The sequence below is a fragment of the Pseudomonas sp. URIL14HWK12:I6 genome (genome assembly GCF_000514195.1).
GTDB classification, from domain to species: domain Bacteria; phylum Pseudomonadota; class Gammaproteobacteria; order Pseudomonadales; family Pseudomonadaceae; genus Aquipseudomonas; species Aquipseudomonas putida_A.
In genome coordinates, this window is the sequence record NZ_AZVL01000027.1 from 1 (window position 1) to 25,285 (window position 25,285).

The 25,285-nt window shown below is 58.6% G+C and carries 22 protein-coding genes; 18 read left to right on the forward strand and 4 right to left on the reverse strand.

The window, feature by feature from the left end:
• Positions 1-320: 320 nt before the first annotated feature.
• Positions 321-1,610 (reverse strand): citrate synthase, encoded by a 1,290-nt coding sequence (gltA, locus tag H043_RS0124255; protein ID WP_003222994.1) that lies wholly within the window; start codon positions 1,608-1,610, stop codon positions 321-323.
• 363 nt (positions 1,611-1,973) lie between these two features.
• Here gltA and sdhC point away from each other — a divergent pair, with 363 nt between their 5' ends.
• The 12 genes from sdhC (at position 1,974) to H043_RS0124315 (ending at position 16,551) form a co-directional block, all read left to right on the forward strand.
• Positions 1,974-2,348 carry a succinate dehydrogenase, cytochrome b556 subunit gene (sdhC, locus tag H043_RS0124260; RefSeq protein WP_016773673.1) on the forward strand — a complete coding sequence of 125 codons (375 nt, stop codon included), beginning with the start codon at positions 1,974-1,976 and terminating at the stop codon, positions 2,346-2,348.
• The gene (gene sdhD / locus H043_RS0124265; protein ID WP_003222999.1) at positions 2,342-2,710 is read left to right on the forward strand and encodes a succinate dehydrogenase, hydrophobic membrane anchor protein; all 369 of its coding nucleotides are present in this window, start codon (positions 2,342-2,344) and stop codon (positions 2,708-2,710) included. Before sdhC ends, sdhD begins: the two co-directional genes overlap by 7 nt.
• 3 nt (positions 2,711-2,713) lie before the next feature.
• Positions 2,714-4,486 (forward strand): succinate dehydrogenase flavoprotein subunit, encoded by a 1,773-nt coding sequence (sdhA, locus tag H043_RS0124270; RefSeq protein WP_007962857.1) that lies wholly within the window; start codon positions 2,714-2,716, stop codon positions 4,484-4,486.
• 11 nt (positions 4,487-4,497) lie between these two features.
• Positions 4,498-5,202 (forward strand): succinate dehydrogenase iron-sulfur subunit, encoded by a 705-nt coding sequence (locus H043_RS0124275; protein ID WP_003223007.1) that lies wholly within the window; start codon positions 4,498-4,500, stop codon positions 5,200-5,202.
• Positions 5,203-5,461: 259 nt separating this feature from the next.
• Entirely contained in the window at positions 5,462-8,293 is a 2,832-nt protein-coding gene (locus tag H043_RS0124280; RefSeq protein WP_027614036.1) for a 2-oxoglutarate dehydrogenase E1 component, read from the forward strand.
• 42 nt (positions 8,294-8,335) lie between these two features.
• Positions 8,336-9,559, forward strand: coding sequence for a 2-oxoglutarate dehydrogenase complex dihydrolipoyllysine-residue succinyltransferase (gene odhB / locus H043_RS0124285; RefSeq protein ID WP_003223011.1), 1,224 nt, complete (start codon positions 8,336-8,338; stop codon positions 9,557-9,559).
• A gap of 97 nt (positions 9,560-9,656) precedes the next feature.
• Positions 9,657-11,093, forward strand: coding sequence for a dihydrolipoyl dehydrogenase (gene lpdA / locus H043_RS0124290; protein ID WP_027614037.1), 1,437 nt, complete (start codon positions 9,657-9,659; stop codon positions 11,091-11,093).
• A gap of 202 nt (positions 11,094-11,295) precedes the next feature.
• On the forward strand, positions 11,296-12,462 hold the full coding sequence (gene sucC, locus H043_RS0124295; RefSeq protein WP_003223015.1) for an ADP-forming succinate--CoA ligase subunit beta: 1,167 nt from the start codon (positions 11,296-11,298) through the stop codon (positions 12,460-12,462).
• On the forward strand, positions 12,462-13,343 hold the full coding sequence (gene sucD / locus H043_RS0124300; RefSeq protein ID WP_003223019.1) for a succinate--CoA ligase subunit alpha: 882 nt from the start codon (positions 12,462-12,464) through the stop codon (positions 13,341-13,343). Before sucC ends, sucD begins: the two co-directional genes overlap by 1 nt.
• Positions 13,344-13,841: 498 nt before the next feature.
• Positions 13,842-15,155 carry a branched-chain amino acid transport system II carrier protein gene (gene brnQ, locus H043_RS0124305; RefSeq protein ID WP_027614038.1) on the forward strand — a complete coding sequence of 438 codons (1,314 nt, stop codon included), beginning with the start codon at positions 13,842-13,844 and terminating at the stop codon, positions 15,153-15,155.
• Positions 15,156-15,412: 257 nt separating this feature from the next.
• Positions 15,413-16,150 carry a DUF599 domain-containing protein gene (locus tag H043_RS0124310; protein ID WP_027614039.1) on the forward strand — a complete coding sequence of 246 codons (738 nt, stop codon included), beginning with the start codon at positions 15,413-15,415 and terminating at the stop codon, positions 16,148-16,150.
• Positions 16,150-16,551: an MAPEG family protein gene (locus H043_RS0124315; protein WP_027614040.1), complete on the forward strand. Its 402-nt coding sequence runs from the start codon at positions 16,150-16,152 to the stop codon at positions 16,549-16,551. Before H043_RS0124310 ends, H043_RS0124315 begins: the two co-directional genes overlap by 1 nt.
• A gap of 89 nt (positions 16,552-16,640) precedes the next feature.
• Here H043_RS0124315 and H043_RS0124320 read toward each other — a convergent pair whose 3' ends face one another.
• A complete protein-coding gene (locus tag H043_RS0124320) occupies positions 16,641-16,877 on the reverse strand; it encodes a hypothetical protein (RefSeq protein WP_007962865.1) in 237 nt (78 codons plus the stop codon).
• Positions 16,878-17,035: 158 nt separating this feature from the next.
• Between H043_RS0124320 and H043_RS0124325 the strand changes: the two genes are divergently transcribed.
• The 4 genes from H043_RS0124325 to H043_RS0124340 all read left to right on the forward strand — a co-directional run bounded on the left by H043_RS0124325 (position 17,036) and on the right by H043_RS0124340 (position 20,744).
• Positions 17,036-17,512: a PaaI family thioesterase gene (locus H043_RS0124325; RefSeq protein WP_027614041.1), complete on the forward strand. Its 477-nt coding sequence runs from the start codon at positions 17,036-17,038 to the stop codon at positions 17,510-17,512.
• Entirely contained in the window at positions 17,509-17,961 is a 453-nt protein-coding gene (locus H043_RS0124330; RefSeq protein WP_027614042.1) for a PaaI family thioesterase, read from the forward strand. The genes H043_RS0124325 and H043_RS0124330 overlap by 4 nt, the downstream gene beginning before the upstream one ends.
• Positions 17,962-18,042: 81 nt before the next feature.
• Positions 18,043-19,947, forward strand: a complete 1,905-nt coding sequence (gene htpG / locus H043_RS0124335) for a molecular chaperone HtpG (RefSeq protein WP_027614043.1) — start codon at positions 18,043-18,045, stop codon at positions 19,945-19,947.
• A 68-nt stretch (positions 19,948-20,015) separates the two neighbouring features.
• A complete protein-coding gene (locus H043_RS0124340) occupies positions 20,016-20,744 on the forward strand; it encodes a dienelactone hydrolase family protein (RefSeq protein WP_027614044.1) in 729 nt (242 codons plus the stop codon).
• A gap of 157 nt (positions 20,745-20,901) precedes the next feature.
• On the opposite strand, the gene H043_RS0124345 is transcribed toward H043_RS0124340, so the two are convergent.
• Together H043_RS0124345 and H043_RS0124350 are read right to left on the reverse strand one after the other, a co-directional pair.
• Positions 20,902-21,765 (reverse strand): pirin family protein, encoded by an 864-nt coding sequence (locus H043_RS0124345; protein ID WP_027614045.1) that lies wholly within the window; start codon positions 21,763-21,765, stop codon positions 20,902-20,904.
• Between the two features lie 61 nt (positions 21,766-21,826).
• A complete protein-coding gene (locus H043_RS0124350) occupies positions 21,827-22,243 on the reverse strand; it encodes an OsmC family protein (protein WP_027614046.1) in 417 nt (138 codons plus the stop codon).
• A gap of 154 nt (positions 22,244-22,397) precedes the next feature.
• Between H043_RS0124350 and H043_RS0124355 the strand changes: the two genes are divergently transcribed.
• The gene (locus tag H043_RS0124355) at positions 22,398-23,420 is read left to right on the forward strand and encodes an amidohydrolase family protein (protein ID WP_027614047.1); all 1,023 of its coding nucleotides are present in this window, start codon (positions 22,398-22,400) and stop codon (positions 23,418-23,420) included.
• Between the two features lie 138 nt (positions 23,421-23,558).
• On the forward strand, positions 23,559-25,184 hold the full coding sequence (locus tag H043_RS0124360) for a methyl-accepting chemotaxis protein (protein ID WP_027614048.1): 1,626 nt from the start codon (positions 23,559-23,561) through the stop codon (positions 25,182-25,184).
• The last annotated feature ends 101 nt before the right edge of the window (positions 25,185-25,285 follow it).

The following is a 25,285-nucleotide window of genomic DNA, read 5'->3' on the forward strand; positions in this document are numbered from 1 at the left end:
AGCCGCATACATCGAGAGGAGGTGCAGCGAAGCAAACCGGAGGCGATGCCCCCGGATGGACACCGTAGCGAGGGAACACTGAGCCTCAGCGAAGTGCCGTACGCCGGGGCAAAGCCTTTTGGGTTACCTTTTCGGCGTTTGGAAAAGGTGACTCGCTGTAAGAGCGAAACCGCCAGCGGCAGCACCCGAAGCAACGGATATGCCCACAAACGCCCAAAAGCCAGTCGGCCCACAGGCCGCTGCGACCAGACAAACAAAAACGGCCTCTATATAAGAGGCCGTTCCCGATACAACTCAAAGACGTTATCGCAAGACAAGCCTTATTTGCGGTCTTCCAGCTTGGTGATATCACGCGACTCGTAGCCAGTGTACAACTGGCGCGGACGGCCAATCTTGTACGGGCTGGAGAGCATTTCTTTCCAGTGCGAGATCCAGCCCACAGTACGCGCCAGAGCGAAGATCACGGTGAACATGCTGGTCGGAATGCCGATCGCCTTGAGGATGATCCCCGAGTAGAAGTCGACGTTCGGATACAGCGAGCGCTCGATGAAGTACGGGTCGGTCAGCGCGATCTCTTCCAGGCGCATGGCCAGTTCGAGTTGCGGATCGTTGTTGATGCCCAGTTCCTTCAGTACTTCGTCGCAGGTCTGCTTCATGACAGTCGCGCGCGGATCGCGGTTCTTGTAAACGCGGTGACCGAAGCCCATCAGTTTGAACGGATCGTTCTTGTCCTTGGCCTTGGCGATGAACTTGTCGATGTTGGACACATCGCCAATCTCGTCAAGCATGGTCAGAACGGCTTCGTTCGCACCGCCGTGGGCAGGGCCCCACAGTGCGGCGATACCGGCGGCGATACAGGCGAACGGGTTGGCACCCGAGGAACCTGCCAGGCGCACGGTGGACGTCGATGCGTTCTGCTCGTGGTCGGCGTGGAGGATGAAGATCCGGTCCATGGCCTTGGCGAGTACCGGGCTGATCGGTTTGATCTCGCACGGGGTGTTGAACATCATGTGCAGGAAGTTTTCCGCGTACGTCAGGTCGTTGCGCGGGTACATCATGGGTTGGCCCATGGAGTACTTGTAAACCATCGCTGCCAGGGTTGGCATCTTGGCGACCAGACGGATCGCGGAGATTTCGCGATGCTGCGGGTTATTGATGTCCAGGGAGTCGTGGTAGAAGGCCGAGAGGGCGCCGACTACGCCGCACATGACGGCCATCGGGTGGGCGTCGCGACGGAAGCCGTTGAAGAAGGTTTTCAGCTGCTCGTGAACCATGGTGTGGTTTTTCACGGTGCTGACGAACTGGGCCTTCTGTTCTGCAGTCGGCAATTCGCCGTTGAGCAGCAGGTAGCAGGTTTCCAGGTAGTCCGACTTTTCAGCCAGCTGTTCGATCGGGTAGCCGCGGTGCAACAGAATGCCGTTGTCGCCGTCGATATAGGTGATCTTCGATTCGCACGAGGCGGTCGACATGAAACCCGGGTCGAAAGTGAAGCGGCCCGTGGCCGTCAGGCCCCGAACATCGATTACATCGGGACCAACGGTGCCGGTTAAAATGGGCAGCTCGACGGGGGCTGCGCCCTCGATGATCAACTGCGCTTTTTTGTCAGCCATGTGGCCTCCTATTTATGCTTGAACCATCAGACAGACCCCCCACGCAGGGCCCGCACCACTATAGTGAGATAAATTCGAATGTCAATTTGCCTAAAGTCTTGCTCCAGAAGGCTTTAAGCGCACTTTTTCCTCGAAATTGACTGCCATTTACGCCTTTTATGCGACTTGTGCAATCAGCTATTGGGGGTAGGTGATTGCGTTGTCATTAGTAGCCTAACTGTCTATACTCGGCCACCGACCGCCAAGGGCTTTTGGGCTTGCTTTCATTGGGGGTCGCATCCCTGGGTGGTGGTTACCTGACCAGTGCACTCCCCAACAACTTTGCCCTGATTGTTAGGGGCTCTTCAGTGTGAAAAAAAAGCCGTGAAAAGCCAACGACCTGTAAACCTAGACCTAAGGACCATCAAACTCCCAGTCACTGCTTACACGTCCATTCTTCACCGTATCTCCGGTGTCATCCTCTTCGTGTGCCTTGCCATCATGCTTTACGCATTGGACAAGTCGCTGAGCTCCGAGGAAGGCTTCGGTCAGGTGAAAGCGTGTCTGACCAGTCCGCTAGCCAAGCTAGTGATTTGGGGCATCCTGTCCGCTCTGCTGTATCACCTGGTTGCCGGTGTGCGCCATTTGATCATGGACATGGGCATCGGTGAGACGCTGGAAGGCGGCAAGCTGGGCTCGAAAATCGTTATCGCCGTTTCCGTGGTGGTAATCGTTCTGGCAGGAGTCTGGATATGGTAACTAACGTCACGAACCTCTCGCGTTCGGGCCTCTATGACTGGATGGCGCAACGTGTGTCGGCGGTCGTTCTCGCGGCTTACTTCATTTTTCTGATCGGATACGTCGTGGCCCACCCAGGCCTCGAGTACGCCCAGTGGCATGAACTGTTCGCCCACAACGGGATGCGTATTTTCAGCCTCCTGGCCCTTGTTGCTCTCGGCGCTCACGCCTGGGTCGGCATGTGGACCATCGCGACTGACTACCTGACGCCAATGGCGTTCGGCAAGTCCGCGACGGCTATACGTTTCCTTTTCCAGGCAGTATGCGGCGTTGCGATGTTCGCTTACTTCGTCTGGGGTGTGCAGATTCTCTGGGGTATCTGAGTCATGGCTAACATTCCAACGATTTCTTTCGACGCCATCATTATTGGTGGTGGCGGTGCCGGCATGCGCGCTGCGCTGCAGCTGGCGCAGGGCGGTCACAAGACTGCGGTGATCACCAAGGTTTTCCCGACCCGTTCGCACACTGTATCCGCCCAGGGCGGCATCACCTGCGCGATCGCGTCCGCTGACCCGAACGATGACTGGCGCTGGCACATGTACGATACCGTCAAGGGTTCCGACTACATCGGTGACCAGGACGCTATCGAATACATGTGTCAGGAAGGCCCAGCGGCCGTTTTCGAGCTGGACCACATGGGTCTGCCGTTCTCGCGTACCGAGCAAGGCCGTATCTACCAGCGTCCGTTCGGTGGTCAGTCCAAGGACTACGGTAAAGGTGGTCAGGCTGCCCGTACCTGCGCAGCGTCCGACCGTACCGGTCACGCACTGCTGCACACCCTTTATCAGGGCAACCTGAAAGCCGGCACCACGTTCCTGAACGAGTACTACGCTGTCGACCTGGTGAAAAACCAGGAAGGCGAGTTTGTCGGTGTGATCGCGATCTGCATCGAAACCGGCGAAACTTCGTACATTCGCGCCAAGGCCACCGTACTGGCTACTGGCGGTGCTGGCCGTATCTACGCCTCCACCACCAACGCCCTGATCAACACCGGTGACGGCGTTGGCATGGCGCTGCGTGCTGGCGTGCCGGTACAAGACATCGAAATGTGGCAGTTCCACCCGACCGGCATCGCCGGCGCCGGCGTACTGGTGACCGAAGGTTGCCGTGGTGAAGGTGGTTACCTGATCAACAAGCACGGCGAGCGTTTCATGGAGCGTTATGCTCCGAACGCGAAAGACCTCGCGGGTCGTGACGTGGTTGCCCGCTCGATGGTTAAAGAAATCATCGCCGGCAACGGTTGCGGTCCGAATGGCGACCACGTAATGCTCAAACTCGACCACTTGGGCGAGGAAGTGCTGCACAGCCGTCTGCCAGGTATCTGCGAACTGTCGAAGACTTTCGCACACGTTGACCCGGTGGTTGCTCCGGTTCCGGTTGTTCCGACCTGCCACTACATGATGGGCGGCGTTGCCACCAACATTCATGGTCAGGCGATCACCCAGAACGCCGAAGGCGTGGATCAGATCATTCCTGGTCTGTTCGCGGTAGGTGAAGTGGCTTGCGTATCGGTACACGGTGCCAACCGTCTGGGCGGCAACTCGCTGCTCGACCTGGTGGTATTCGGCCGCGCTGCCGGCCTGCACCTGGAAAAGGCGCTGACCGACGGCATCGAATACGACGACGCTACCGAAGCCGACATCGAAGCTGCCCTGTCGCGTTTGAACGCGCTGAACGGCCGTACCGATGGCGAAGACGTGGCTACCCTGCGTCGCGAGCTGCAAAGCTGCATGCAGAACTACTTCGGTGTATTCCGCACTGGCGAATACATGCAGAAGGGTATCGCTCAGCTGGCCGATCTGCGCAAGCGCATCGCCAACGTGAAGATCAACGATAAGTCGCAAGCGTTCAACACAGCGCGTATCGAAGCTCTGGAACTGCAAAACCTGCTGGAAGTGGCTGAAGCTACCGCCATCGCGGCCGAAGTACGTAAAGAGTCCCGCGGCGCTCACGCCCGTGAAGACTTCGAAGACCGTGACGACGAAAACTGGCTGTGCCACACCCTGTACTTCCCGGGTGAGAAACGCGTCGCCAAGCGTGCCGTAAACTTCTCGCCGAAGACTGTTCCGACTTTCGAACCTAAAGTCCGGACTTATTAAGGGTGATCGCCATGTTGCAAGTCAGTGTTTATCGCTACAACCCTGATCAGGACGCTGCGCCGTTCATGCAGGAATTCCAGGTCGATACCGGTGGTAAAGACCTGATGGTGCTGGACGTGCTGGCCCTGATCAAAGAGCAGGACGAGGGTTTCTCCTATCGTCGCTCTTGCCGTGAAGGCGTCTGCGGCTCCGACGGCATGAACATCAACGGCAAGAACGGCCTGGCGTGCATCACGCCGCTGTCCGCTGTCGTAAAAGGCAACAAGTTGATCGTTCGTCCGCTGCCAGGTTTGCCGGTCATCCGTGACCTGGTTGTCGATATGAGCATCTTCTACAAGCAATACGAGAAGGTTAAGCCTTACCTGCAGAACGACACGCCGGCTCCGGCCATCGAGCGTCTGCAGTCCCCTGAAGAGCGTGAAAAGCTCGACGGTCTGTACGAGTGCATCCTGTGCGCCTGCTGCTCGACCTCGTGCCCGTCCTTCTGGTGGAACCCGGACAAGTTCCTGGGCCCGGCTGCCCTGCTGCAAGCGTACCGCTTCCTGGCAGACAGCCGTGACACCAAGACGTCCGAGCGTCTGGCTTCGCTCGATGACCCGTTCAGCGTCTTCCGCTGCCGGGGCATCATGAACTGCGTCAACGTATGTCCGAAAGGCCTGAACCCGACTAAGGCCATCGGTCACATCCGTAACATGCTGCTTTCAAGCGGCGTGTGATTCAGCTGCTGTAACCGTAGAACCGCTGTAACGAAGAGGCTGTGGCGCGGGCTTCAACCCGCGTCATGGCTATAACCAGAGCAGTAGCCACAAGCTGCAGCTCTTATTTTGAAGAAATGAGACAAGCAGGGGCATCCGGGCTGGTACCCGGACTGTCAGCGTGATCCTAAGTGGCTTGTTTTGGTCGCTGCATTCGGACTTCTGCAAGTTTGCTCGGTATTGACGCCGATGGTGTTCCCCTAACCGAGGGTGACCAAGCATGCAAGAAAGCGTGATGCAGCGCATGTGGAACAGCGCCTACCTTTCAGGTGGAAACGCTGCCTATGTGGAAGAGCTTTATGAGCTCTACCTGCACGACCCTAACGCTGTGCCAGAAGAGTGGCGCACCTACTTTCAGAAGCTGCCTGCCGACGGCAGCTCTGCCACTGATGTTTCGCACTCCACAATTCGCGATCATTTCGTGCTGCTGGCAAAGAACCAGCGCCGCGCCCAACCGGTTTCCGCCGGGAGCGTGAGCAGTGAGCACGAGAAGAAGCAAGTTGAAGTGCTGCGATTGATCCAGGCCTACCGTATGCGTGGCCACCAAGCAGCCCAGCTTGACCCGCTGGGGCTGTGGCAGCGTCCTGCACCTGCAGACCTGTCGATCAATCATTACGGCTTGACCAATGCCGATCTTGATACGACCTTCCGTGCCGGCGACCTGTTCATCGGCAAAGAGGAAGCGAGCCTACGCGAAATTCATGAAGCGTTGCAGCAGACATATTGCCGCACCATCGGCGCTGAATTTACGCACATCACCGATTCCGAGCAGCGCCAGTGGTTCCAGCAGCGTCTGGAAAGCGTGCGTGGTCGTCCGACGTACTCCGCCGACATCAAGAGCCACCTGCTTGAGCGCGTGACTGCCGGTGAAGGCCTGGAAAAATACCTGGGCACCAAATACCCGGGCACCAAGCGTTTCGGTCTGGAAGGCGGCGAAAGCCTGATTCCGATGCTCGATGAGCTGATCCAGCGTTCCGGTTCCTACGGCACCAAGGAAGTCGTCATCGGCATGGCCCACCGTGGCCGTCTGAACGTGCTGGTCAACACCTTCGGCAAGAACCCGCGCGAGCTGTTCGACGAGTTCGAAGGCAAGAAGAAGGTCGAGCTGGGTTCCGGTGACGTCAAATACCACCAGGGCTTCTCGTCCAACGTGATGACCACCGGCGGTGAAGTTCACCTGGCCATGGCGTTCAACCCGTCCCACCTGGAAATCGTTTCCCCGGTGGTAGAAGGTTCGGTTCGCGCCCGTCAGGATCGTCGTAACGACCCGACCGGTGAGAAGGTGCTGCCGATCTCCATCCACGGTGACGCTGCATTCGCAGGTCAGGGCGTGGTCATGGAAACCTTCCAGATGTCGCAGACCCGCGGTTTCAAGACCGGCGGTACCGTGCACATCGTGATCAACAACCAGGTGGGTTTCACCATCAGCAATCCGTTGGACTCGCGTTCCACCGAGTACGCCACCGACGTTGCGAAGATGATCCAGGCGCCGATCCTCCATGTGAATGGTGATGATCCGGAAGCCGTGCTGTTCGTGACCCAGCTGGCCATCGATTACCGCATGCAGTTCAAGCGTGACGTGGTGATCGACCTGGTCTGCTACCGTCGTCGCGGCCACAACGAGGCCGACGAGCCAAGCGGCACCCAGCCGCTGATGTATCAGCAGATCACCAAGCAGCGCACCACCCGTGAGCTGTACGCTGATCGCCTGACTCAGGCCGGTGTACTGGACGCTGAACGTGTTCAGGCCAAGGTCGACGAGTACCGCAACGCGCTGGACAACGGTCTGCACGTAGTGAAATCGCTGGTCAAAGAGCCGAACAAAGAGTTGTTCGTGGACTGGCGTCCGTATCTGGGCCACGCCTGGACTGCGCGTCACGACACCCGTTTCGATCTGAAGACCCTGCAGGAACTGTCCGCCAAGCTGCTGGAAATTCCGGAAGGCTTCGTGGTTCAGCGTCAAGTCGCGAAGATCTACGAAGACCGTCAGAAGATGCAAGCCGGCGGCCTGCCGATCAACTGGGGTTACGCCGAAACCATGGCGTACGCGACCCTGGCGTTCGAAGGTCACCCGATCCGCATGACCGGTCAGGACATCGGCCGCGGTACGTTCTCGCACCGTCACGCTGTGCTGCACAACCAGAAAGACGCGGGCACCTACATTCCGCTGCAGAACCTGTACGACGGTCAGCCACGCTTTGACCTGTACGACTCGTTCCTCTCGGAAGAAGCGGTATTGGCCTTCGAATATGGTTACTCGACCACCACGCCAAACGCGCTGGTGATCTGGGAAGCCCAGTTCGGCGACTTCGCCAACGGTGCACAGGTTGTTATCGACCAGTTCATCACCAGCGGCGAACACAAGTGGGGCCGTCTCTGCGGTCTGACCATGCTGTTGCCACACGGCTACGAAGGTCAGGGCCCTGAGCACAGCTCGGCTCGTCTTGAGCGTTACCTGCAGCTGTGCGCCGAGCACAACATTCAGGTGTGCATGCCGACCACCCCGGCCCAGATCTACCACTTGCTGCGTCGTCAGGTGATTCGCCCGCTGCGCAAACCTCTGGTAGTGCTGACGCCGAAGTCGCTGCTGCGCCACAAGCTGGCCGTCTCGACCCTGGAAGATCTGGCTGAAGGTTCGTTCCAGACCGTGATCCCGGAAATCGATGCCCTGGACCCGAAAAAGGTCGAGCGCGTTGTTCTGTGTAGCGGCAAGGTCTACTACGACCTGCTGGAAAAACGTCGTGCCGAAGGCCGTGACGATATCGCCATCGTGCGTATCGAGCAGCTGTATCCATTCCCTGAGGACGACTTGAAAGAAGTCCTGGCGCCTTACACCAACGTCAAGCATGCCGTCTGGTGTCAGGAAGAGCCGATGAACCAGGGCGCCTGGTACTGCAGCCAGCACCACCTGCGTCGCAGCATCGGTAACCTCGACAAGTCTCTCGTACTCGAGTACGCGGGCCGTGAGGCTTCTGCTGCCCCAGCTTGTGGTTACGCATCGATGCACGCCGAGCAGCAGGAAAAACTGCTGCAAGACGCGTTTACCGTTTAACGCCTTCGCGCACCTGAAACCGAATTTAAGGAACCACAGATAATGGCTATCGAGATCAAAGCCCCCACTTTCCCGGAATCGGTTGCCGATGGCACCGTTGCCACCTGGCACAAAAAACCGGGCGACGCCGTCAAGCGTGACGACCTGATCGTCGACATCGAAACCGACAAAGTCGTACTGGAAGTGCTGGCGACCGCCGACGGCGTGCTGGGCGCAATCGTCAAGAACGAAGGCGACACCGTTCTGTCCGACGAAGTCCTGGGCTCCATCGAAGCGGGTGGCGCTGCTGCCGCTGCTCCAGCCGCCGCTGCTGCTCCGGCCGCTGCTGCCGCTGCCCCGGCTGCTGCCGAAGGCGAAGACGATCCTGTTGCTGCTCCGGCTGCGCGCAAGCTGGCTGAAGAGAACGGCATCAACATCGCTTCCGTTGCCGGTACCGGCAAAGGCGGTCGTGTGACCAAGGAAGACGTGGTGGCTGCTGTTGCCGCGAAGAAAGCCGCTCCGGCTGCTGCTCCTGCAAAAGCCGCTGCTCCAGCCGCTGCTGCTCCGGTATTCGCTGCCGGTGATCGCGTTGAGAAGCGCGTACCGATGACCCGTCTGCGTGCCAAGGTTGCCGAGCGTCTGGTTGAAGCCCAGTCGAACATGGCAATGCTGACCACGTTCAACGAAGTCGACATGACCGAAGTCATGGCGCTGCGTTCGAAGTACAAGGACCTGTTCGAGAAGTCCCACAACGGCGTACGCCTGGGCTTCATGTCGTTCTTCGTCAAGGCTGCCACCGAAGCGCTGAAACGCTTCCCGGCGGTCAACGCTTCGATCGACGGTGCAGACATCGTTTACCACGGCTACGCCGACATCGGTGTTGCCGTTTCCAGCGACCGTGGTCTGGTCGTTCCGGTTCTGCGTAACGCCGAGCTGATGAGCCTGGCTGAAATCGAAGGCGGCATCGCCACGTTCGGCAAGAAAGCCCGTGACGGCAAACTGTCGATGGAAGAGATGACCGGCGGTACCTTCACCATCACCAACGGTGGTACCTTCGGTTCGATGATGTCGACTCCGATCGTCAACCCGCCGCAGGCAGCGATTCTGGGCATGCACAACATCATCCAGCGTCCTATGGCCATCAACGGTCAGGTCGTGATCCGTCCGATGATGTACCTGGCACTGTCCTACGATCACCGTCTGATCGATGGCAAAGAAGCTGTAACCTTCCTGGTGACCATCAAGAACCTGCTGGAAGATCCGGCTCGTCTGTTGCTGGATATCTGATAGAAGCAGCCATGCGCTGCGGGTGGCGTACCGTCGGCAACGGCGGTACGGCCCGCAGCGCGCGGCTTGAAGCTTTTCGCTAAAGAGGATTTTTTGAATGTCGCAGAAATTTGACGTAGTAGTGATCGGTGCCGGCCCTGGCGGCTATGTAGCTGCCATCAAGGCCGCGCAGCTGGGTCTCACCACTGCCTGCATCGAGAAGTACACCGACGCTGAAGGCAAACAGGCCCTCGGCGGTACTTGCCTGAACGTCGGCTGCATTCCGTCCAAGGCGCTGCTGGACAGCTCCTGGAAGTACAAGGAAGCCAAAGAGAGCTTCAACGTTCACGGTATCTCGACCGGCGAAGTCAAAATGGACGTCGCTGCGATGGTTGGCCGCAAGGCTGGCATCGTCAAGAACCTGACTGGCGGCGTTGCCACCCTGTTCAAGGCTAACGGCGTTACCTCGATCCAGGGCCACGGCAAGCTGCTGGCTGGCAAGAAAGTCGAAGTCACCAAGCCGGACGGTTCGGTTGAAATCATCGAAGCCGAAAACGTCATCCTGGCACCAGGTTCGCGTCCGATCGACATTCCACCGGCTCCGGTCGATCAGAAAGTCATCGTCGATTCGACTGGTGCTCTGGAATTCCAATCCGTACCTAAGCGTCTGGGCGTGATCGGCGCTGGCGTGATCGGTCTGGAACTGGGTTCGGTGTGGTCGCGTCTGGGTTCCGAAGTGGTTGTCCTCGAAGCACTGGACACCTTCCTGATGGCAGCGGACACCGCTGTTTCCAAGGAAGCGCTGAAAACCCTGACCAAACAAGGTCTGGACATCAAACTGGGCGCTCGCGTAACCGGTTCGAAAGTGAACGGCGACGAAGTCGTTGTTAACTACACCGATGCCAACGGCGAACAGTCCATCACTTTCGACAAGCTGATCGTAGCCGTTGGTCGCCGTCCGGTGACCACTGATCTGCTGGCTGCCGACAGCGGCGTGACCCTGGACGAGCGCGGTTTCGTGCACGTTGACGATCACTGCGCCACCACCGTACCGGGCGTTTACGCCATCGGTGACGTGGTTCGCGGCATGATGCTGGCGCACAAGGCCTCGGAAGAGGGCATCATGGTTGTCGAGCGCATCAAGGGCCACAAAGCCCAGATGAACTATGACCTGATCCCTTCGGTTATTTATACTCACCCGGAAATCGCGTGGGTTGGCAAAACCGAGCAGGCCTTGAAAGCCGAAGGCGTTGAAGTTAACGTCGGCACCTTCCCGTTCGCCGCTTCCGGCCGTGCCATGGCCGCCAACGATACCGGTGGTTTCGTCAAGGTCATCGCTGATGCCAAGACTGACCGCGTATTGGGCGTGCACGTGATTGGCCCGAGCGCTGCAGAACTGGTTCAGCAGGGCGCGATCGGTATGGAATTCGGCACCAGCGCTGAAGACCTGGGCATGATGGTTTTCTCCCATCCGACCCTGTCTGAAGCCTTGCACGAAGCTGCTCTGGCTGTGAATGGCGGCGCCATCCACATTGCCAACCGCAAGAAGCGTTAAGACACACAATAAGAAACCACGGCGGTTGCGGCCCGTCGTGAGCCTTGCGAGCAAGTCTCACCGCGGAATGTCCGCTGGACGCAGTCTTGCGTAGCTGCACCGGGTATCCGGAAAGGCTACGCAAGCAGCAGTCACAGGTGGCGCGGCACTCATCAAGAGCGCAGCGCCGAATGCGCAGTACCTAACGAAGACGGTAAAAAGCATGAATCTTCACGAGTATCAGGGTAAGCAGCTGTTCGCTGAATACGGCCTGCCAGTTTCCACTGGTTACGCAGTAGACACCCCGGAAGCAGCAGCAGAAGCTTGCGACAAAATCGGCGGCAGCGAGTGGGTTGTCAAAGCCCAGGTCCACGCCGGTGGTCGCGGTAAAGCGGGCGGCGTCAAGCTGGTTCGCAACAAAGAAGACGCCAAGGCCTTCGCACAGCAGTGGCTGGGCAAGCGTCTGGTGACTTACCAGACTGACGCCAATGGTCAGCCAGTCACCAAGATCCTGGTTGAATCGTGCACTGATATCGCTAAAGAGCTGTACCTGGGCGCTGTCGTTGACCGTTCGAGCCGTCGCATCGTGTTCATGGCTTCCACCGAAGGTGGCGTGGACATCGAGAAAATCGCTCACGACACTCCAGAAAAAATTCTCAAAGCCACTATCGATCCACTGGTTGGCGCTCAGCCATTCCAGGGTCGCGAGCTGGCGTTCCAACTGGGTCTGGAAGGCAAGCAAGTTGCCCAGTTCGCCAAGATCTTCGTTGGTCTGGCCAAACTGTTCCAGGATCACGATCTGGCCCTGCTGGAAGTGAACCCGCTGGTGATCAAGGCTGACGGCGATCTGCACTGCCTGGACGCCAAGATCAACATCGACGCCAACGCCATGTACCGTCAGCCTAAGCTGAAGACTTTCCACGATCCGTCGCAAGACGATCCGCGCGAAGCGCACGCTGCCAAGTTCGAACTGAACTACGTAGCCCTGGAAGGCAACATCGGCTGCATGGTCAACGGTGCCGGCCTGGCCATGGGTACCATGGACATCGTCAACCTGCACGGCGGCAAGCCAGCCAACTTCCTCGACGTAGGTGGTGGTGCTACCAAAGAGCGCGTGACCGAAGCATTCAAAATCATTCTGTCCGACACCAACGTCGCTGCAGTACTGGTTAACATCTTCGGCGGCATCGTTCGTTGCGACATGATTGCCGAAGGCATCATCGGTGCAGTGAAAGAAGTCGGCGTGAAAATCCCGGTTGTTGTTCGCCTTGAAGGCAACAACGCTGAGCTGGGCGCTAAAGTACTGGCAGAAAGCGGTTTGAACATCATCGCTGCTACCAGCCTGACCGACGCTGCTCAACAAGTTGTCAAAGCTGCGGAGGGCAAATAATGAGCGTCCTGATCAATAAAGACACCAAAGTTATCTGCCAGGGTATTACCGGTTCGCAAGGTAGTTTCCACACCCAGCAAGCCATCGAATACGGCACCAAGATGGTTGGTGGCGTAACTCCGGGCAAAGGCGGCACCGAGCACCTGGGTCTGCCAGTGTTCAACACCGTTAAAGACGCAGTAGCTGCCACTGGCGCTACCGCCAGCGTGATCTACGTTCCGGCTCCTTTCTGCAAGGACTCGATCCTGGAAGCTGCTTTCGGCGGCATCAAGCTGATCGTCTGCATCACCGAAGGCATTCCTACCCTGGACATGCTGGACGCCAAAGTTAAGTGCGACGAGCTGGGTGTTACCCTGATCGGCCCTAACTGCCCAGGCGTGATCACCCCAGGCGAATGCAAGATCGGCATCATGCCAGGTCACATTCACTTGCCAGGCAAGGTCGGTATCGTTTCGCGTTCCGGCACCCTGACCTACGAAGCTGTGAAGCAGACCACTGACGCCGGTTTCGGTCAGTCGACTTGCGTCGGCATCGGTGGTGACCCGATCCCGGGTTCGAACTTCATCGACATCCTGAAGCTGTTCCAGGAAGACCCGAAGACCGAAGCGATCGTGATGATCGGCGAGATCGGCGGTTCGGCTGAAGAAGAAGCGGCTGCCTACATCAAGGCACACGTGACCAAGCCGGTTGTTTCCTACATCGCTGGTGTGACTGCTCCTCCGGGCAAGCGCATGGGCCATGCTGGCGCAATCATCTCTGGCGGCAAAGGCACTGCAGACGAGAAATTCGCTGCGCTGCAAGACGCAGGCGTAAAAACCGTGCGTTCGCTGGCAGACATCGGCAAGGCCCTGGCCGAGCTGACCGGTTGGGCTGTCAAGTAAGCCTCGTGCTTGACTGACGCTTCACCAGACAAAGGCCACCTTCGGGTGGCCTTTGTTGTTTCTGGCATCTGCGTTTTAGCGGGTATATGTGGTGAGGGGATTTAGCGAAACGTCGCACCGCCCCGATGGGCTGCGAAGCGGCCCCCTAAGCCGGTGAGTGCGCTCAGTCTGAAAAAACCATACGGTCTCAATCGGGGCCGCTGCGCGCCCCATCGGGGATAAATCCCCTCGCTACATGTCCTGGGTCTTCCTGCAGAGTGCTCCGCAGGAAAAATAGATGCGTAAACGCGACACAGACACGTCGTGTATCGGATAGTTCGCCCTCAAACAGTGCGTTTGTCAGACAAATTCGTTAGGCTAGCAGCCATTTTTGCGTCTGCCGCCCACAAGGTATGCAACGCGCTAAACGGGTCAGTCTTATACGGACTGACAGCATTTCCCTAACCCCACAGGGAAATCCCCCTCTAAATTCCGATTCAGTAGTGTGGTATTTCCTTAATGAAAGTTTTGAAAGGTCAGGACATCCTGGCACTGGGCTTTATGACATTTGCCCTGTTCGTCGGGGCCGGCAACATCATTTTCCCGCCTATCGTCGGCCTGCAGTCCGGACCTAATGTCTGGATGGCGGCGCTGGGCTTCCTGATCACGGCCGTCGGTCTGCCGGTGGTCACCGTCGTCGCCCTGGCCAAGGTCGGTGGTGCGATGGATGCGCTGAGCAGCCCGATCGGCAAGATCGCCGGTGGTGTGCTCGCCGCGGCATGCTACCTGGCGGTCGGCCCGCTGTTCGCCACCCCGCGGACCGCGACCGTGTCGTTCGAAGTGGGTCTGGCGCCGCTGACCGGCGAAAGCCCGCTGGCGCTGTTCCTCTACAGCTCGGTGTACTTCCTGCTGGTGTTCTTCATCTCGCTGTATCCGGGCCGTCTGCTCGATACCGTGGGGCGTTTCCTCGCGCCGCTGAAAATCATCGCCCTGGCGGTACTCGGCATCGCCGCGTTCGCCCTGCCGGCCGGGGATATCGGTCAGGCCACGCCGGAATACGTCGCGGCACCGTTCTCCCAGGGCTTCATCAACGGTTACCTGACCATGGATACCCTCGGCGCGCTGGTGTTCGGCATCGTCATCGTCAACGCGATCCGCTCCCGTGGCGTCGAGTCGCCTGCGCTGATCACTCGTTACGCGATCATTGCCGGCCTTATCGCCGGTGTCGGTCTGGCGCTGGTGTACATCAGCTTGTTCCGCCTCGGTTCCGGCAGCCATGAAGTCGCGGTTGGTGCCACCAACGGTGCGGCGGTGCTGCATGCTTACGTGCAACACACCTTCGGTTCGCTGGGCAGCGGTTTCCTCGCGGTGCTGATCTCGCTGGCGTGCCTGGTGACGGCGGTCGGTCTGACCTGCGCCTGCGCCGAATACTTCAGCCGCGTGCTGCCACTGTCCTACAAGACCCTGGTGATCATCCTGGCCGCGTTTTCGCTGCTGGTGTCCAACCTGGGCCTGACCAAGCTGATCGCGTTCTCGATCCCGGTGCTGACCGCGATCTACCCGCCATGCATCGTTCTGGTAGCTCTGAGCTTCTGCAAGGACTTCTGGCATGAACACGGGCGGATCCTCGGCCCGGTCATGCTGGTATCGTTCCTGTTCGGCACCATCGACGCGCTCAAGGGCGCCGGTCTGGCTGACTGGATGCCGTCGCAGCTGTCGCACCTGCCGCTGAGCGAGCAGGGTCTGGCGTGGCTGGTGCCATGCGTGATGACCCTGGTGGTCGCCGTGGTCTGCGATCGCCTGCTGGGCAAGCGCAGCGAAGCCGTTGCCTGACGTTGTCTGACCCGCCACAAGCGGGTCTTCAGCGCTTAAACAGAAATGCCCCGTATCAATCGATACGGGGCATTTTTTATGGGCGTCTGGCAGTGTCTTTTTCCGCGAGCTAACGTCGAAGCACTGCCGAGGTCTTAATGTGGGAGCGAGCCTGCTCGCGAAAGCGTTGTGTCAGCCGTCATCAATGTTGTGTGATACGCCGCTTTCGCGAGCAGGCTCGCTCCTACAGGTAGCATCCATACTCCACAGGGAATTGCATGTCGTTCATCCAAGCCAATCTGATCCACCTGCTGGCCGCGCTCTGGTTTGTCATTTGCTGGGGCGGCTACACCCGTTATGCGTCGTGGAAGGCCCGCGATACCGCGTGTCTGGCCAGTGTGCTGCACCTGTACCGCGAAGACTGGATGCGCCGCATGCTCCTGCGTGACAACCGTATCGCCGACGCCAGCGTGATCGGCAATCTTGAGCGCAACGCCTCGTTCTTCGCCTCCAGCACCCTGATCATCCTCGCCGGCATTCTCACCGTGCTCGGTGCATCCGAGCGCGCCGTGTCGTTGCTGGCGGATATCCCGATGGTGCAGCAGGCATCGCAGGGCATGTCGGAGATCAAGTTGCTCTGTCTGGCGCTGGTGTTCGTCTATGCGTTCTTCACGTTCAGCTGGTGCATGCGTCAGTACAACTTTGCTGCGGTGCTGGTCGGTTCCGCGCCGATGATCGGTGAGCGTCAGGTCTCGGAGCAGGAGCGCAAGGCGTTCGCACTGCGGGCGGCGCGAGTGATTTCGATGGCGGCGAACCAGTTCAACTTCGGTCTGCGTTCTTATTACTTCGGCATGAGCATGCTGGCGTGGTTTGTCAGCCCGTGGCTGTTCATGTTGATGAGTGCCGGGGTGGTCATCGTGTTGTACCGCCGCGAGTTTCATTCCGACGTGCTCGATGTGATGGTCTATACCCCTACAGAGGCGCCATTGCCCGAAACCAATAAAGAGGCCGCTTGATGAATATTCCGTTCTGGTGTGTGTTTATCAGTGCATTGTTGATCTACATCGCGCGCATGCCGGTGGGTAAAGCCATGAAAGAGCAGGGTGGTTACAACAACTATCTACCGCGCCAACAGCAGGCGCAACTCACTGGCTATGGCGCGCGGGCGCTGGCGGCACACCAGAACTGCATCGAAGCGTTCATCCTGTTCGCCGTGGGTGTGCTGATGGCGCACACCACGCAAACCCAAGGCTGGTTGATCGATGCGCTGGCGATCATCTTTGTGATCGCGCGAATTCTTTACGTGTGGTTATACCTGGCGGATAAGCCATCCCTGCGCAGCCTGGTGTGGCTGGTCGGCCTGATCTGCAGTTTGTTGCTGATGATTAGTCCGACTTTTAGAACCGTATTGCTCTAAGAAAGCTTCTAAGCCAAGACTGACAAAAAATCACAGGCAAAAGAAAACCCGCACTTGGCGGGTTTCCTTTTTTCTGCATCAAGTCGCAATTATTGCTTCTTGGCAGCTTCTTCCTGAGCAGCTTGATTCGATTCAGCCTGAGCTTTGGCAGCTTCGGCGTTTTCTTTTGCTGCGTCGTTCACTTTATCCTGAGCTTTGTTCATGTCTTGCTGAGCTTGCTCAGCATGTTGGTTTGCATCTTGAGCTTTGTCCTCGGATTTTTTATCGCAGGCAGCGAGACCGAGGGAAGCGGTCAACATCAAGGCAATAGCTAAAGTCTTACGCATGGGGTGTTTCTCCTTATGGAAAATAACTACTGGCCTTAAGAGCGCAGCGCCAAAGGTTAAGTTCCTCATTTCGTTCAGATATATAAGTTTGTTTTTTAGTGGAACTTTTGCGGCATTTCCTACTACTGGCAAAAGGCTCTAACGAGAGTAATTATCAAATGGCTGAAAACCCCGTTTTTGAGCGCGCGACACGATTTCTTTCGGCTCTGCGCCATTGTCAGGTGCTCGGTTTGACGGTACACAGCGCCAGCAGCGAAGGGCTGACGGTGAGGTTGCCGTACAACGCGCAAATCGTCGGCAATCCACAGACCGGGGTCATCCACGGCGGCGCCATTACCTCGCTGATGGACACCGCGTGCGGCATGTCCACGTTGTGCGTGCTGGCGGAGTTCGAAGTCTGCCCGACCCTGGACCTGCGTATCGACTACATGCACGCCGCCGAGCCGAACAAGGACGTCTATGGCTTTGCCCAGTGTTACCGGGTCACCACCGATGTGATCTTCGCTCGCGGCTTTGCTTATCAGGATGACCCGAATCAGCCGATCGCCCATGTCGTCGGCACTTTCATGCGCATGGGCAAAAACCTGAAAGGCACCCAGGGATTTGGCGGCAAGGTCAAAGGAGAGAATCGATGAGCGATGACTGGAAGCAACAGCTGCTGCAGGCTCACGCTCAGGGCGATTACGCGCCGTTGTTGCGGATAATTCCTTACGCCGGGCTGATCGGCGTCGAATGTTCCCGGGTCGGCGATGAATTGCTGTTCAAGCTGCCAGCGAACAAGGACAACATTGGTAACCCTTTATTGCCGGCGATCCATGGCGGGGTGATTGCCGGGTTTATGGAGCTGGCGGCCGCGTTACATTTGCTGATCTTCACCGGTTCGCCCGGGGTGCCGAAGATCATCGACTTTTCTCTGGATTATCTGCGCGCCGGGCAGTTTCGCGACACTTGGGCCAAATGTCAGGTCTGTCGCCAGGGGCGGCGCGTGGCCAACGTCGCCATCACGGCCTGGCAAAGCACCGAGAGCGAACCGATTGCCACCGCACGTGCACATTTCAAAATTGATGAGCCCTTGAAATCCTGAACGCTGCCCCCAACTCAGTGAACAACCCGCCGCCGACCCTCAAGGTCGCGGCCACTGCCATCTGATTGGAGTTTGATGACCATGAGTGTGGAAACTCAAAAGGAAACCCTGGGCTTCCAGACCGAGGTAAAGCAGCTGCTGCACCTCATGATCCATTCGCTGTATTCCAACAAGGAAATCTTCCTTCGCGAATTGATCTCGAACGCCTCTGACGCTGTCGACAAGCTGCGCTTCGAAGCCCTGGCCAAGCCTGAGTTGCTCGAAGGTGGCGCTGAACTGAAAATCCGTGTGAGCTTCGACAAGGACGCCAAGACCGTCACCCTCGAAGACAACGGTATCGGCATGAACCGTGACGATGTGATCACCCACCTGGGGACCATCGCCAAGTCGGGCACCGCCGATTTCATGAAGAATCTCTCGGGCGATCAGAAGAAAGATTCGCACCTGATCGGCCAGTTCGGTGTCGGCTTCTACTCGGCGTTCATCGTTGCCGACCAGGTTGATGTGTATTCCCGTCGCGCCGGCACTCCTGCCAGCGAAGGCGTGCACTGGTCGTCGAAAGGCGAGGGCGAGTTCGAAGTCGCCACCATCGACAAGCCAGAGCGCGGCACCCGTATCGTCCTGCACCTGAAGTCCGCTGAAGACGAGTTCGCCGACGGCTGGCGTCTGCGCAACATCATCAAGAAATACTCCGACCATATCGCGCTGCCGATCGAGCTGCCGAAAGAAGTCACTGCCGCTGAAGGCGAAGAGCAGCCTGCCGTTGAATGGGAAACCGTCAACCGCGCCAGCGCCCTGTGGACCCGTCCGCGCACTGAAGTGAAGGACGAGGAATATCAGGAGTTCTACAAGCACATCGCTCACGACTTCGAAAACCCGCTGGCCTGGAGCCACAACAAGGTCGAAGGCAAGCTCGAATACAGCTCGCTGCTGTACGTGCCGGCCCGCGCGCCGTTCGACCTGTACCAGCGTGAAGCGCCGAAAGGCTTGAAGCTGTACGTGCAGCGCGTGTTCGTGATGGATCAGGCCGAGTCGTTCCTGCCGCTGTACCTGCGCTTCATCAAGGGCGTGGTCGATTCCAACGACCTGTCGCTGAACGTGTCGCGGGAAATCCTGCAGAAAGATCCGATCATCGACTCGATGAAGTCGGCGCTGACCAAGCGCGTGCTGGACATGCTGGAAAAACTGGCGAAGAACGAGCCTGAGCAATACAAGGGCTTCTGGAAAAACTTCGGTCAGGTCATGAAAGAAGGCCCGGCAGAAGATTTCGCCAACAAGGAAAAAATTGCCGGTCTGCTGCGTTTCGCATCGACCCAAGGCGACGACGGCGAGCAAGTTGTCGGTCTGGCTGACTACCTGGCGCGCGCCAAGGAAGGTCAGGACAAGATCTACTACCTCACCGGCGAAACCTACGCGCAGGTCAAGAACAGCCCGCACCTGGAAGTCTTCCGCAAGAAAGGCATCGAAGTGCTGCTGCTGACCGATCGCATCGACGAGTGGCTGATGAGCTACCTCAGCGAATTCGACGGCAAGACCTTTGTCGACGTGGCACGCGGTGATCTTGATCTGGGCAACCTGGACTCGGAAGAGGACAAGAAAGCTGCAGAAGAAGTCGCCAAGTCCAAAGAAGGTCTGGTCGAGCGCCTGAAAACCGCGCTGGGCGACTCCGTTGCCGAGGTTCGCGTCTCTCACCGTCTGACCGATTCGCCAGCCATTCTGGCCATCGGCGAACAGGACCTGGGCCTGCAAATGCGCCAGATCCTCGAAGCCAGCGGGCAGAAAGTGCCGGAGTCGAAGCCGATTTTCGAATTCAACCCGAGCCACCCGCTGATCGAGAAACTCGACGGCGAGCAGAACGAAGGGCGTTTTGGCGACCTGTCGCACATCCTCTTCGATCAGGCCGCTCTGGCGGCTGGCGAAAGCTTGAAAGACCCGGCCGCGTACGTGACCCGTCTGAACAAGCTGCTGGTTGAGCTGTCAGCCTAATCACGATGTAGAAAAACCCGCTTCGGCGGGTTTTTTCATTCTGGTGTTTAACTAATCAGGAGTCAGAAATGAGCCAAGTTACTGTACGTTCCGTGGTCTATCAGCTGGATGGCCAGCCCTATGAAGGTCGTCTGGCGTTCGACGCCGAGCACAAGGGCGCGCGCCCGGGCCTGCTGATGGCGCCGAACTGGATGGGCGTCAGCGCCGGGGCGGAAGAGATCGCCAAATCGGTCGCGGCCAAGGGCTACGTGGTGTTGATTGCTGACGTGTATGGCCAGGCAGTACGTCCGCAGAACGCTGACGAGGCCGGCGCGGCGATGATGCCGCTGAAGAACGACCGCGCACTGCTGCGCAAGCGCATGCAGGCAGCGTTCGAGCAGTTGCAGCAGCAGGGTGAGGCGGCAGTCGATACATCGAAGCTTGCGGTGTTCGGTTTCTGCTTTGGTGGTTGCTGTGCGCTGGATCTGGCCCGTACCGGTGCGCCAGTGAAGGCTGCGGTGTCGTTCCATGGCACGCTGGATTCGCCGAACCCGGCGGATGCCAAGAACATCAAGGGTTCAGTGTTGGTGTTGCACGGTGCTTCCGATCCATTGGTGCCGAAAGAGCAATTGCCGGCGTTCGAAGAAGAAATGAACGCGGCGAAGGTCGATTGGCAGTTGCTCAGCTATGGCGGTGCGGTGCATTCGTTCACCGATCCACATGCCAATGTGCCGGGCAAGATGATGTACGACGCGAAGACTGCCAAGCGCGCGTTCAAGTCGATGCATGATTTGCTGGAAGAAGTGTTCAAAGACTGATTGTGCAGTCAGGTATTGACTCGGTCGGTGCCTGATCTGGCTTCATCGCTGGCAAGCCAGCTCCCACAGTGTTCGATTCGTTTTCTGGATATTTGTCCGGCACTAAACCTGTGGGAGCTGGCTTGCCAGCGATGGCTGACTAACAGGCGACACAGAGCTAAGGCAGTTCGATCCGCTCGACTTCCCCCGGCACCGTCGGCCAATCCCCGGCCGCCCACTTACGCCGCGCCTCATCGATCGCCGCCGGATCGCTCGCGACGAAGTTCCAGTTGATCCGCCGTGGCCCGTCCAGCGCTGCGCCGCCAAACACCACCGCGTGTACATCGCTTTCGGCAAACAGGCTCATCTGTTCCCCGGCCGGCAACACCGCCAGCGCATGGGGTTCGAGGGGCTCGCCATTCAACTGCGCATCGCCACTCAGCACATAAATCGCGCGCTCTGCGTGCTCGGTCGGGATCAGCAAAGTGGTCGCGGTCTGCATCTTTACTTCGGCGTACAGCGTAGGAGAAAGCACCGGCACCGGCGATTCCAGGCAAAAGCCTGACCCGGCGATCATCCGGATCTGCACACCAAGGTTATCGCTGACCGGCAAGGTTGCCGCCGGGTGATGGCTGTAATGTCCCGGACCTTGCTCGTGATCCTTGGGCGAAGCCAGCCAGATCTGCAAACCGTGCATCGTGAAGCTTTGCGCCCACAACGGCTCGGGCGTGCGCTCGACATGGGCAATCGCACTGCCGGCGGTCATCCAGCTGACATCGCCGGCGCTGACCACTTGATCGGAGCCAAGGCTGTCCTTGTGCTGGATCTGCCCTTCGAAGAGGTAGGTCAGGGTCGACAGACCAATGTGCGGATGCTGTCGGATGTTCATGCCTTTGCCCGTCGGATAAACCGTTTCGAGCATGTGGTCGAAAAACACGAAAGGCCCGACGCTACGGCATTTGGCTGACGGCAGCGGGCGCAGGATCGGCTGGCCTTCGACGTCTTCGGCGCGCGGGCGGATGATCAGTGGTTGCGTATCCATGGTGCATTCCAGGCTGAGCGGGTGATGCCAGAAGCATAACCCGCCGCTGGCAAGAGGGTGATTACTGGCTGTCGAAGCCTTGTGGGGCGTGGGTTTCGATGCTGACGTCGGTGGTGGTCATCAGTTTGTGGATCGGGCAGCGATCGGCGACGCGCAGCAGTTCTTCACGCTGGGCATCGGTGAGGACGCCCTTGAGGGTAAGCGTCACGTGCAGGGCGTATTTGCCTTTTTGCTCTTCGCTGTTGTCGCGTTTGACCTCGACACCCACGCCGGTCAGCGGGATGTCTTTCTTCTTTGCGTACATCTTCAGGGTCAGTGCCTTGCAGGCACCGAGCGCGGCGTCGAAGTAGTCGTGTGGCTCGGGGGCCGAGCCCTCGCCGCCGGCAGACTTCGGCACGTCGGCAAACAATTCGTGGTCATCGATCTGTACGGTGTGACGAAAACCTTCGGCGGAGACGGTATTGACGGTAACAGTCATGGCAACCTCACTGGCAGTAGGAAAAAGTCGTGCGATCAAAAAAGGACCTTGCAGTTATAGAGCATTCCTACAGAGCCGCGTTCCACTTTCCTGCAGGATGAACCCTTGTCATCGGCTCAGGGTCTAGGCTATGCCTACCTGCCGGAGATTACTTGTGTCCTTGTTTCGTTTGAGTCTTGCCTGCCTGCTGGCATTTGCCGGTAGCGCCAGCGCCCGCGATTACACCTACAGCGATGCGCACTTGCACTACGTGGATTTTTTCCAGGAAACCGCCGGCATGGCGAAATTGCTCACGGCCATGCAGGACAATTCCATCGACCATGTGATGATTTCCGGTATTCCCGTGGCGAAGAAATGGCATGAGGACGAACCCAAGCGTCCGCGTTATTACGCCGGCGATGATGCCGATGCCTACTGGTACAGCGCCACGGACGTGATCGTTGCCGATGCCGTGCAAAAGCTGACTCCGGAGCAGCGTCAGCACTTTCATCCGTTCCTGTCGGGCTTCAACCCCAATGACAAGAACTCCGCCGCGCACATCCAGCGCATGCTCGATCTGTATCCGGGGCTGTGGCAGGGCATTGGTGAAGTGTTCACCCGCCATGATGACTTGACGGCGTTGACCGCCGGCGACACGCCACGGGCCAATAACGAGGCGATGAAGCGGATTTATCACCTGGCTGCCGAAAACGATCTGCCAGTGATGCTGCATTCCAACATCACCTCCAAGCGTGAGAAAAATCCGCTGTACTTGAAGGAAATCGAAGAACCCCTGCGTAATCACCCGCACACCCGGTTCATCTGGGCGCACGCCGGCACCAGCGCGGAAATTCATCGGCACCAGACGCAACTGAAATTCCTCCTGCCGACGGTGAGTCGGATGCTTGAGGCTTATCCGAATCTGTTCATTGATCTGTCGTGGAGCATGCTCACGCCGTATCTGTTGGACGAGCAGGGCAAGCCGCGTGCGGAATGGCTGTCCTTGGTCGAGAAATACCCTGATCGGTTCATGATCGGCTCGGATGTTGTAGGCCGTTTCACCAAGCTCGGTCAGGAAATGCGCAGCTTCACGCCGTTCCTTGATGCCTTGCCTGAAGAAATTGCGCGTAAGGTCGCCCGGGATAACTTCTTGGCGATATTGCCGCGAACAGCGGCAAAGTCCGGGAAACCGCGCTGAATCGTTAATGCCGAGGGTTCGAAGTATCAAGGCCTTTTGATATCACCTTTTGGTCTTACGCAAATTTTCGCCGGGCCGATACCTTCTAAAGCAACCAGCTGCAGGGTTGATGCAGCGCTTTTGGAAGGAACCAGAGTCATGAGCATCCGTAGTCTCAATATCGCGCCGCGAGCCGGCCTGGGTTTTGGTGTGTTGGCGCTGATGGTGTTTGCCCTGGGGGCGTTCGCCCTGCTGCAAATGTCGAACATGCGCGCCCAGTCTGATGAGGTCGACAACAACTGGCTGCCGAGCGTGATGGCGGTCGGCGAGATGAGTCAGGACATGTTGCGCCTGCGTGCGCTGACCATGCGCCTGCTGCTCAATCGCGACCCGCAGGCGCTGGCGCAGAATGTCGCCAAGCTCAATGACCTGCGCGGTGTCTTGAGCGAAGCGCAACAACGCTATGACGTGTTGATCGTGCTGCCCGAAGAGCGCAAGTTGTTCGACCGCTTCAAGGTCGCCGAGCACAAGTACCTGGAGTTTCAGGCGCAGGTCATGCAGTTGTCCGCACAGAATCGGGTGGAGGAGGCGGCGGCGATTCTCAACGGTGAAATGAGCCCGTTGGCCGACGACATGGCGGTCACCCTGAAGGAGCTGGTCGAGCTGAACAAGCACAACGCCAATCTTGCCACCGAAGCCGCGCGCCTGGTTTTCATCAATTCGCGGGTGTGGGTCGGGGTGATGATCGGCATTACCGCGCTGATCACCATCGGTCTGGCGCTGCTGCTGACCCGCAGCATCGTCCTGCCGCTGGCGCAATCACTCGGCGTGGCGGAAGTGGTGGCCGGCGGTGACCTGACGGGCGATATCAGTATCTCCGGCAAGGACGAACCGGCGCGGCTGCTGCAGGCGCTGAAAAGCATGCAGCACAATCTGCGCGACACCATCCGGCAGATTTCCGAGTCGTCCAGCCAGTTGGCGTCCGCCTCGGAGGAACTGAGTTGCGTCACCGAGGACGCCACGCGCGGGCTGCACCAGCAAAGCCTGGAGATCGAGCAGGCCGCCACGGCGGTCAATCAGATGACCGCTGCCGTGGAAGAGGTCGCGAGCAACGCCGTGGCGACTTCCGAGGCGTCGCGCGAGTCTGACCGGATTGCCCAGCATGGGCGCGAGCAGGTCAACCAGACGGTGACTTCGATCCAGTCCCTGGCTGACGACGTCACGTCCAATGCAACGCAGGTCGAGGATCTGGCGCAGAAGGTTCACGGCATCAGCAAAGTGCTCGACGTGATCCGCTCAATTGCCGAGCAGACCAATCTGCTGGCACTGAACGCAGCGATTGAGGCGGCGCGGGCCGGGGATGCCGGGCGTGGCTTCGCGGTGGTGGCCGATGAGGTGCGGGCGCTGGCCCATCGCACCCAGCAATCGACCCAGGAAATCGAGCAGATGATCGGTGGCATCCAGCAGGGCACCGATTCGGCGGTCAGTTCGATGCAACAGAGCAGCGTCCGCGCCAATTCGACTCTGGAACTGGCCAAGGCTGCGGGTTTGGCGCTGGAGGAAATTGCCTCGGCGTTCACCTTGATCGACGAGCGCAACCTGGTGATCGCCAGCGCCTCGGAGGAGCAGGCAGCGGTGGCGCGGGAGGTGGACCGCAACCTGATGAACATCCGCGATCTGGCGATGCAGACGTCGGCGGGGGCAAATCAGACCAGTGCGGCGAGCCAGGAGCTGTCGCGGCTGGCGGTGGATTTGAACAATATGGTGGCCAGATTTTCGGTCTGATCTGACCCTCGAAGATCGAGCTGAACCCTGTGGGAGCGAGCCTGCTCGCGAAAGCCGTGTATCAGCCATAAACAAGTCGGCTGAACTGACGCCTTCGCGAG

Coding starts and splice junctions, on each gene's coding strand:
- gltA (WP_003222994.1), bottom strand. CDS start 1,610: ATGGCTGACAAAAAAGCGCAGTTGATCATCGAGGGCGCAGCCCCCGTC.
- sdhD (WP_003222999.1), top strand. CDS start 2,342: ATGGTAACTAACGTCACGAACCTCTCGCGTTCGGGCCTCTATGACTGG.
- sdhA (WP_007962857.1), top strand. CDS start 2,714: ATGGCTAACATTCCAACGATTTCTTTCGACGCCATCATTATTGGTGGT.
- H043_RS0124275 (WP_003223007.1), top strand. CDS start 4,498: ATGTTGCAAGTCAGTGTTTATCGCTACAACCCTGATCAGGACGCTGCG.
- H043_RS0124280 (WP_027614036.1), top strand. CDS start 5,462: ATGCAAGAAAGCGTGATGCAGCGCATGTGGAACAGCGCCTACCTTTCA.
- odhB (WP_003223011.1), top strand. CDS start 8,336: ATGGCTATCGAGATCAAAGCCCCCACTTTCCCGGAATCGGTTGCCGAT.
- lpdA (WP_027614037.1), top strand. CDS start 9,657: ATGTCGCAGAAATTTGACGTAGTAGTGATCGGTGCCGGCCCTGGCGGC.
- sucC (WP_003223015.1), top strand. CDS start 11,296: ATGAATCTTCACGAGTATCAGGGTAAGCAGCTGTTCGCTGAATACGGC.
- sucD (WP_003223019.1), top strand. CDS start 12,462: ATGAGCGTCCTGATCAATAAAGACACCAAAGTTATCTGCCAGGGTATT.
- brnQ (WP_027614038.1), top strand. CDS start 13,842: ATGAAAGTTTTGAAAGGTCAGGACATCCTGGCACTGGGCTTTATGACA.
- H043_RS0124310 (WP_027614039.1), top strand. CDS start 15,413: ATGTCGTTCATCCAAGCCAATCTGATCCACCTGCTGGCCGCGCTCTGG.
- H043_RS0124315 (WP_027614040.1), top strand. CDS start 16,150: ATGAATATTCCGTTCTGGTGTGTGTTTATCAGTGCATTGTTGATCTAC.
- H043_RS0124320 (WP_007962865.1), bottom strand. CDS start 16,877: ATGCGTAAGACTTTAGCTATTGCCTTGATGTTGACCGCTTCCCTCGGT.
- H043_RS0124325 (WP_027614041.1), top strand. CDS start 17,036: ATGGCTGAAAACCCCGTTTTTGAGCGCGCGACACGATTTCTTTCGGCT.
- H043_RS0124330 (WP_027614042.1), top strand. CDS start 17,509: ATGAGCGATGACTGGAAGCAACAGCTGCTGCAGGCTCACGCTCAGGGC.
- htpG (WP_027614043.1), top strand. CDS start 18,043: ATGAGTGTGGAAACTCAAAAGGAAACCCTGGGCTTCCAGACCGAGGTA.
- H043_RS0124340 (WP_027614044.1), top strand. CDS start 20,016: ATGAGCCAAGTTACTGTACGTTCCGTGGTCTATCAGCTGGATGGCCAG.
- H043_RS0124345 (WP_027614045.1), bottom strand. CDS start 21,765: ATGGATACGCAACCACTGATCATCCGCCCGCGCGCCGAAGACGTCGAA.
- H043_RS0124350 (WP_027614046.1), bottom strand. CDS start 22,243: ATGACTGTTACCGTCAATACCGTCTCCGCCGAAGGTTTTCGTCACACC.
- H043_RS0124360 (WP_027614048.1), top strand. CDS start 23,559: ATGAGCATCCGTAGTCTCAATATCGCGCCGCGAGCCGGCCTGGGTTTT.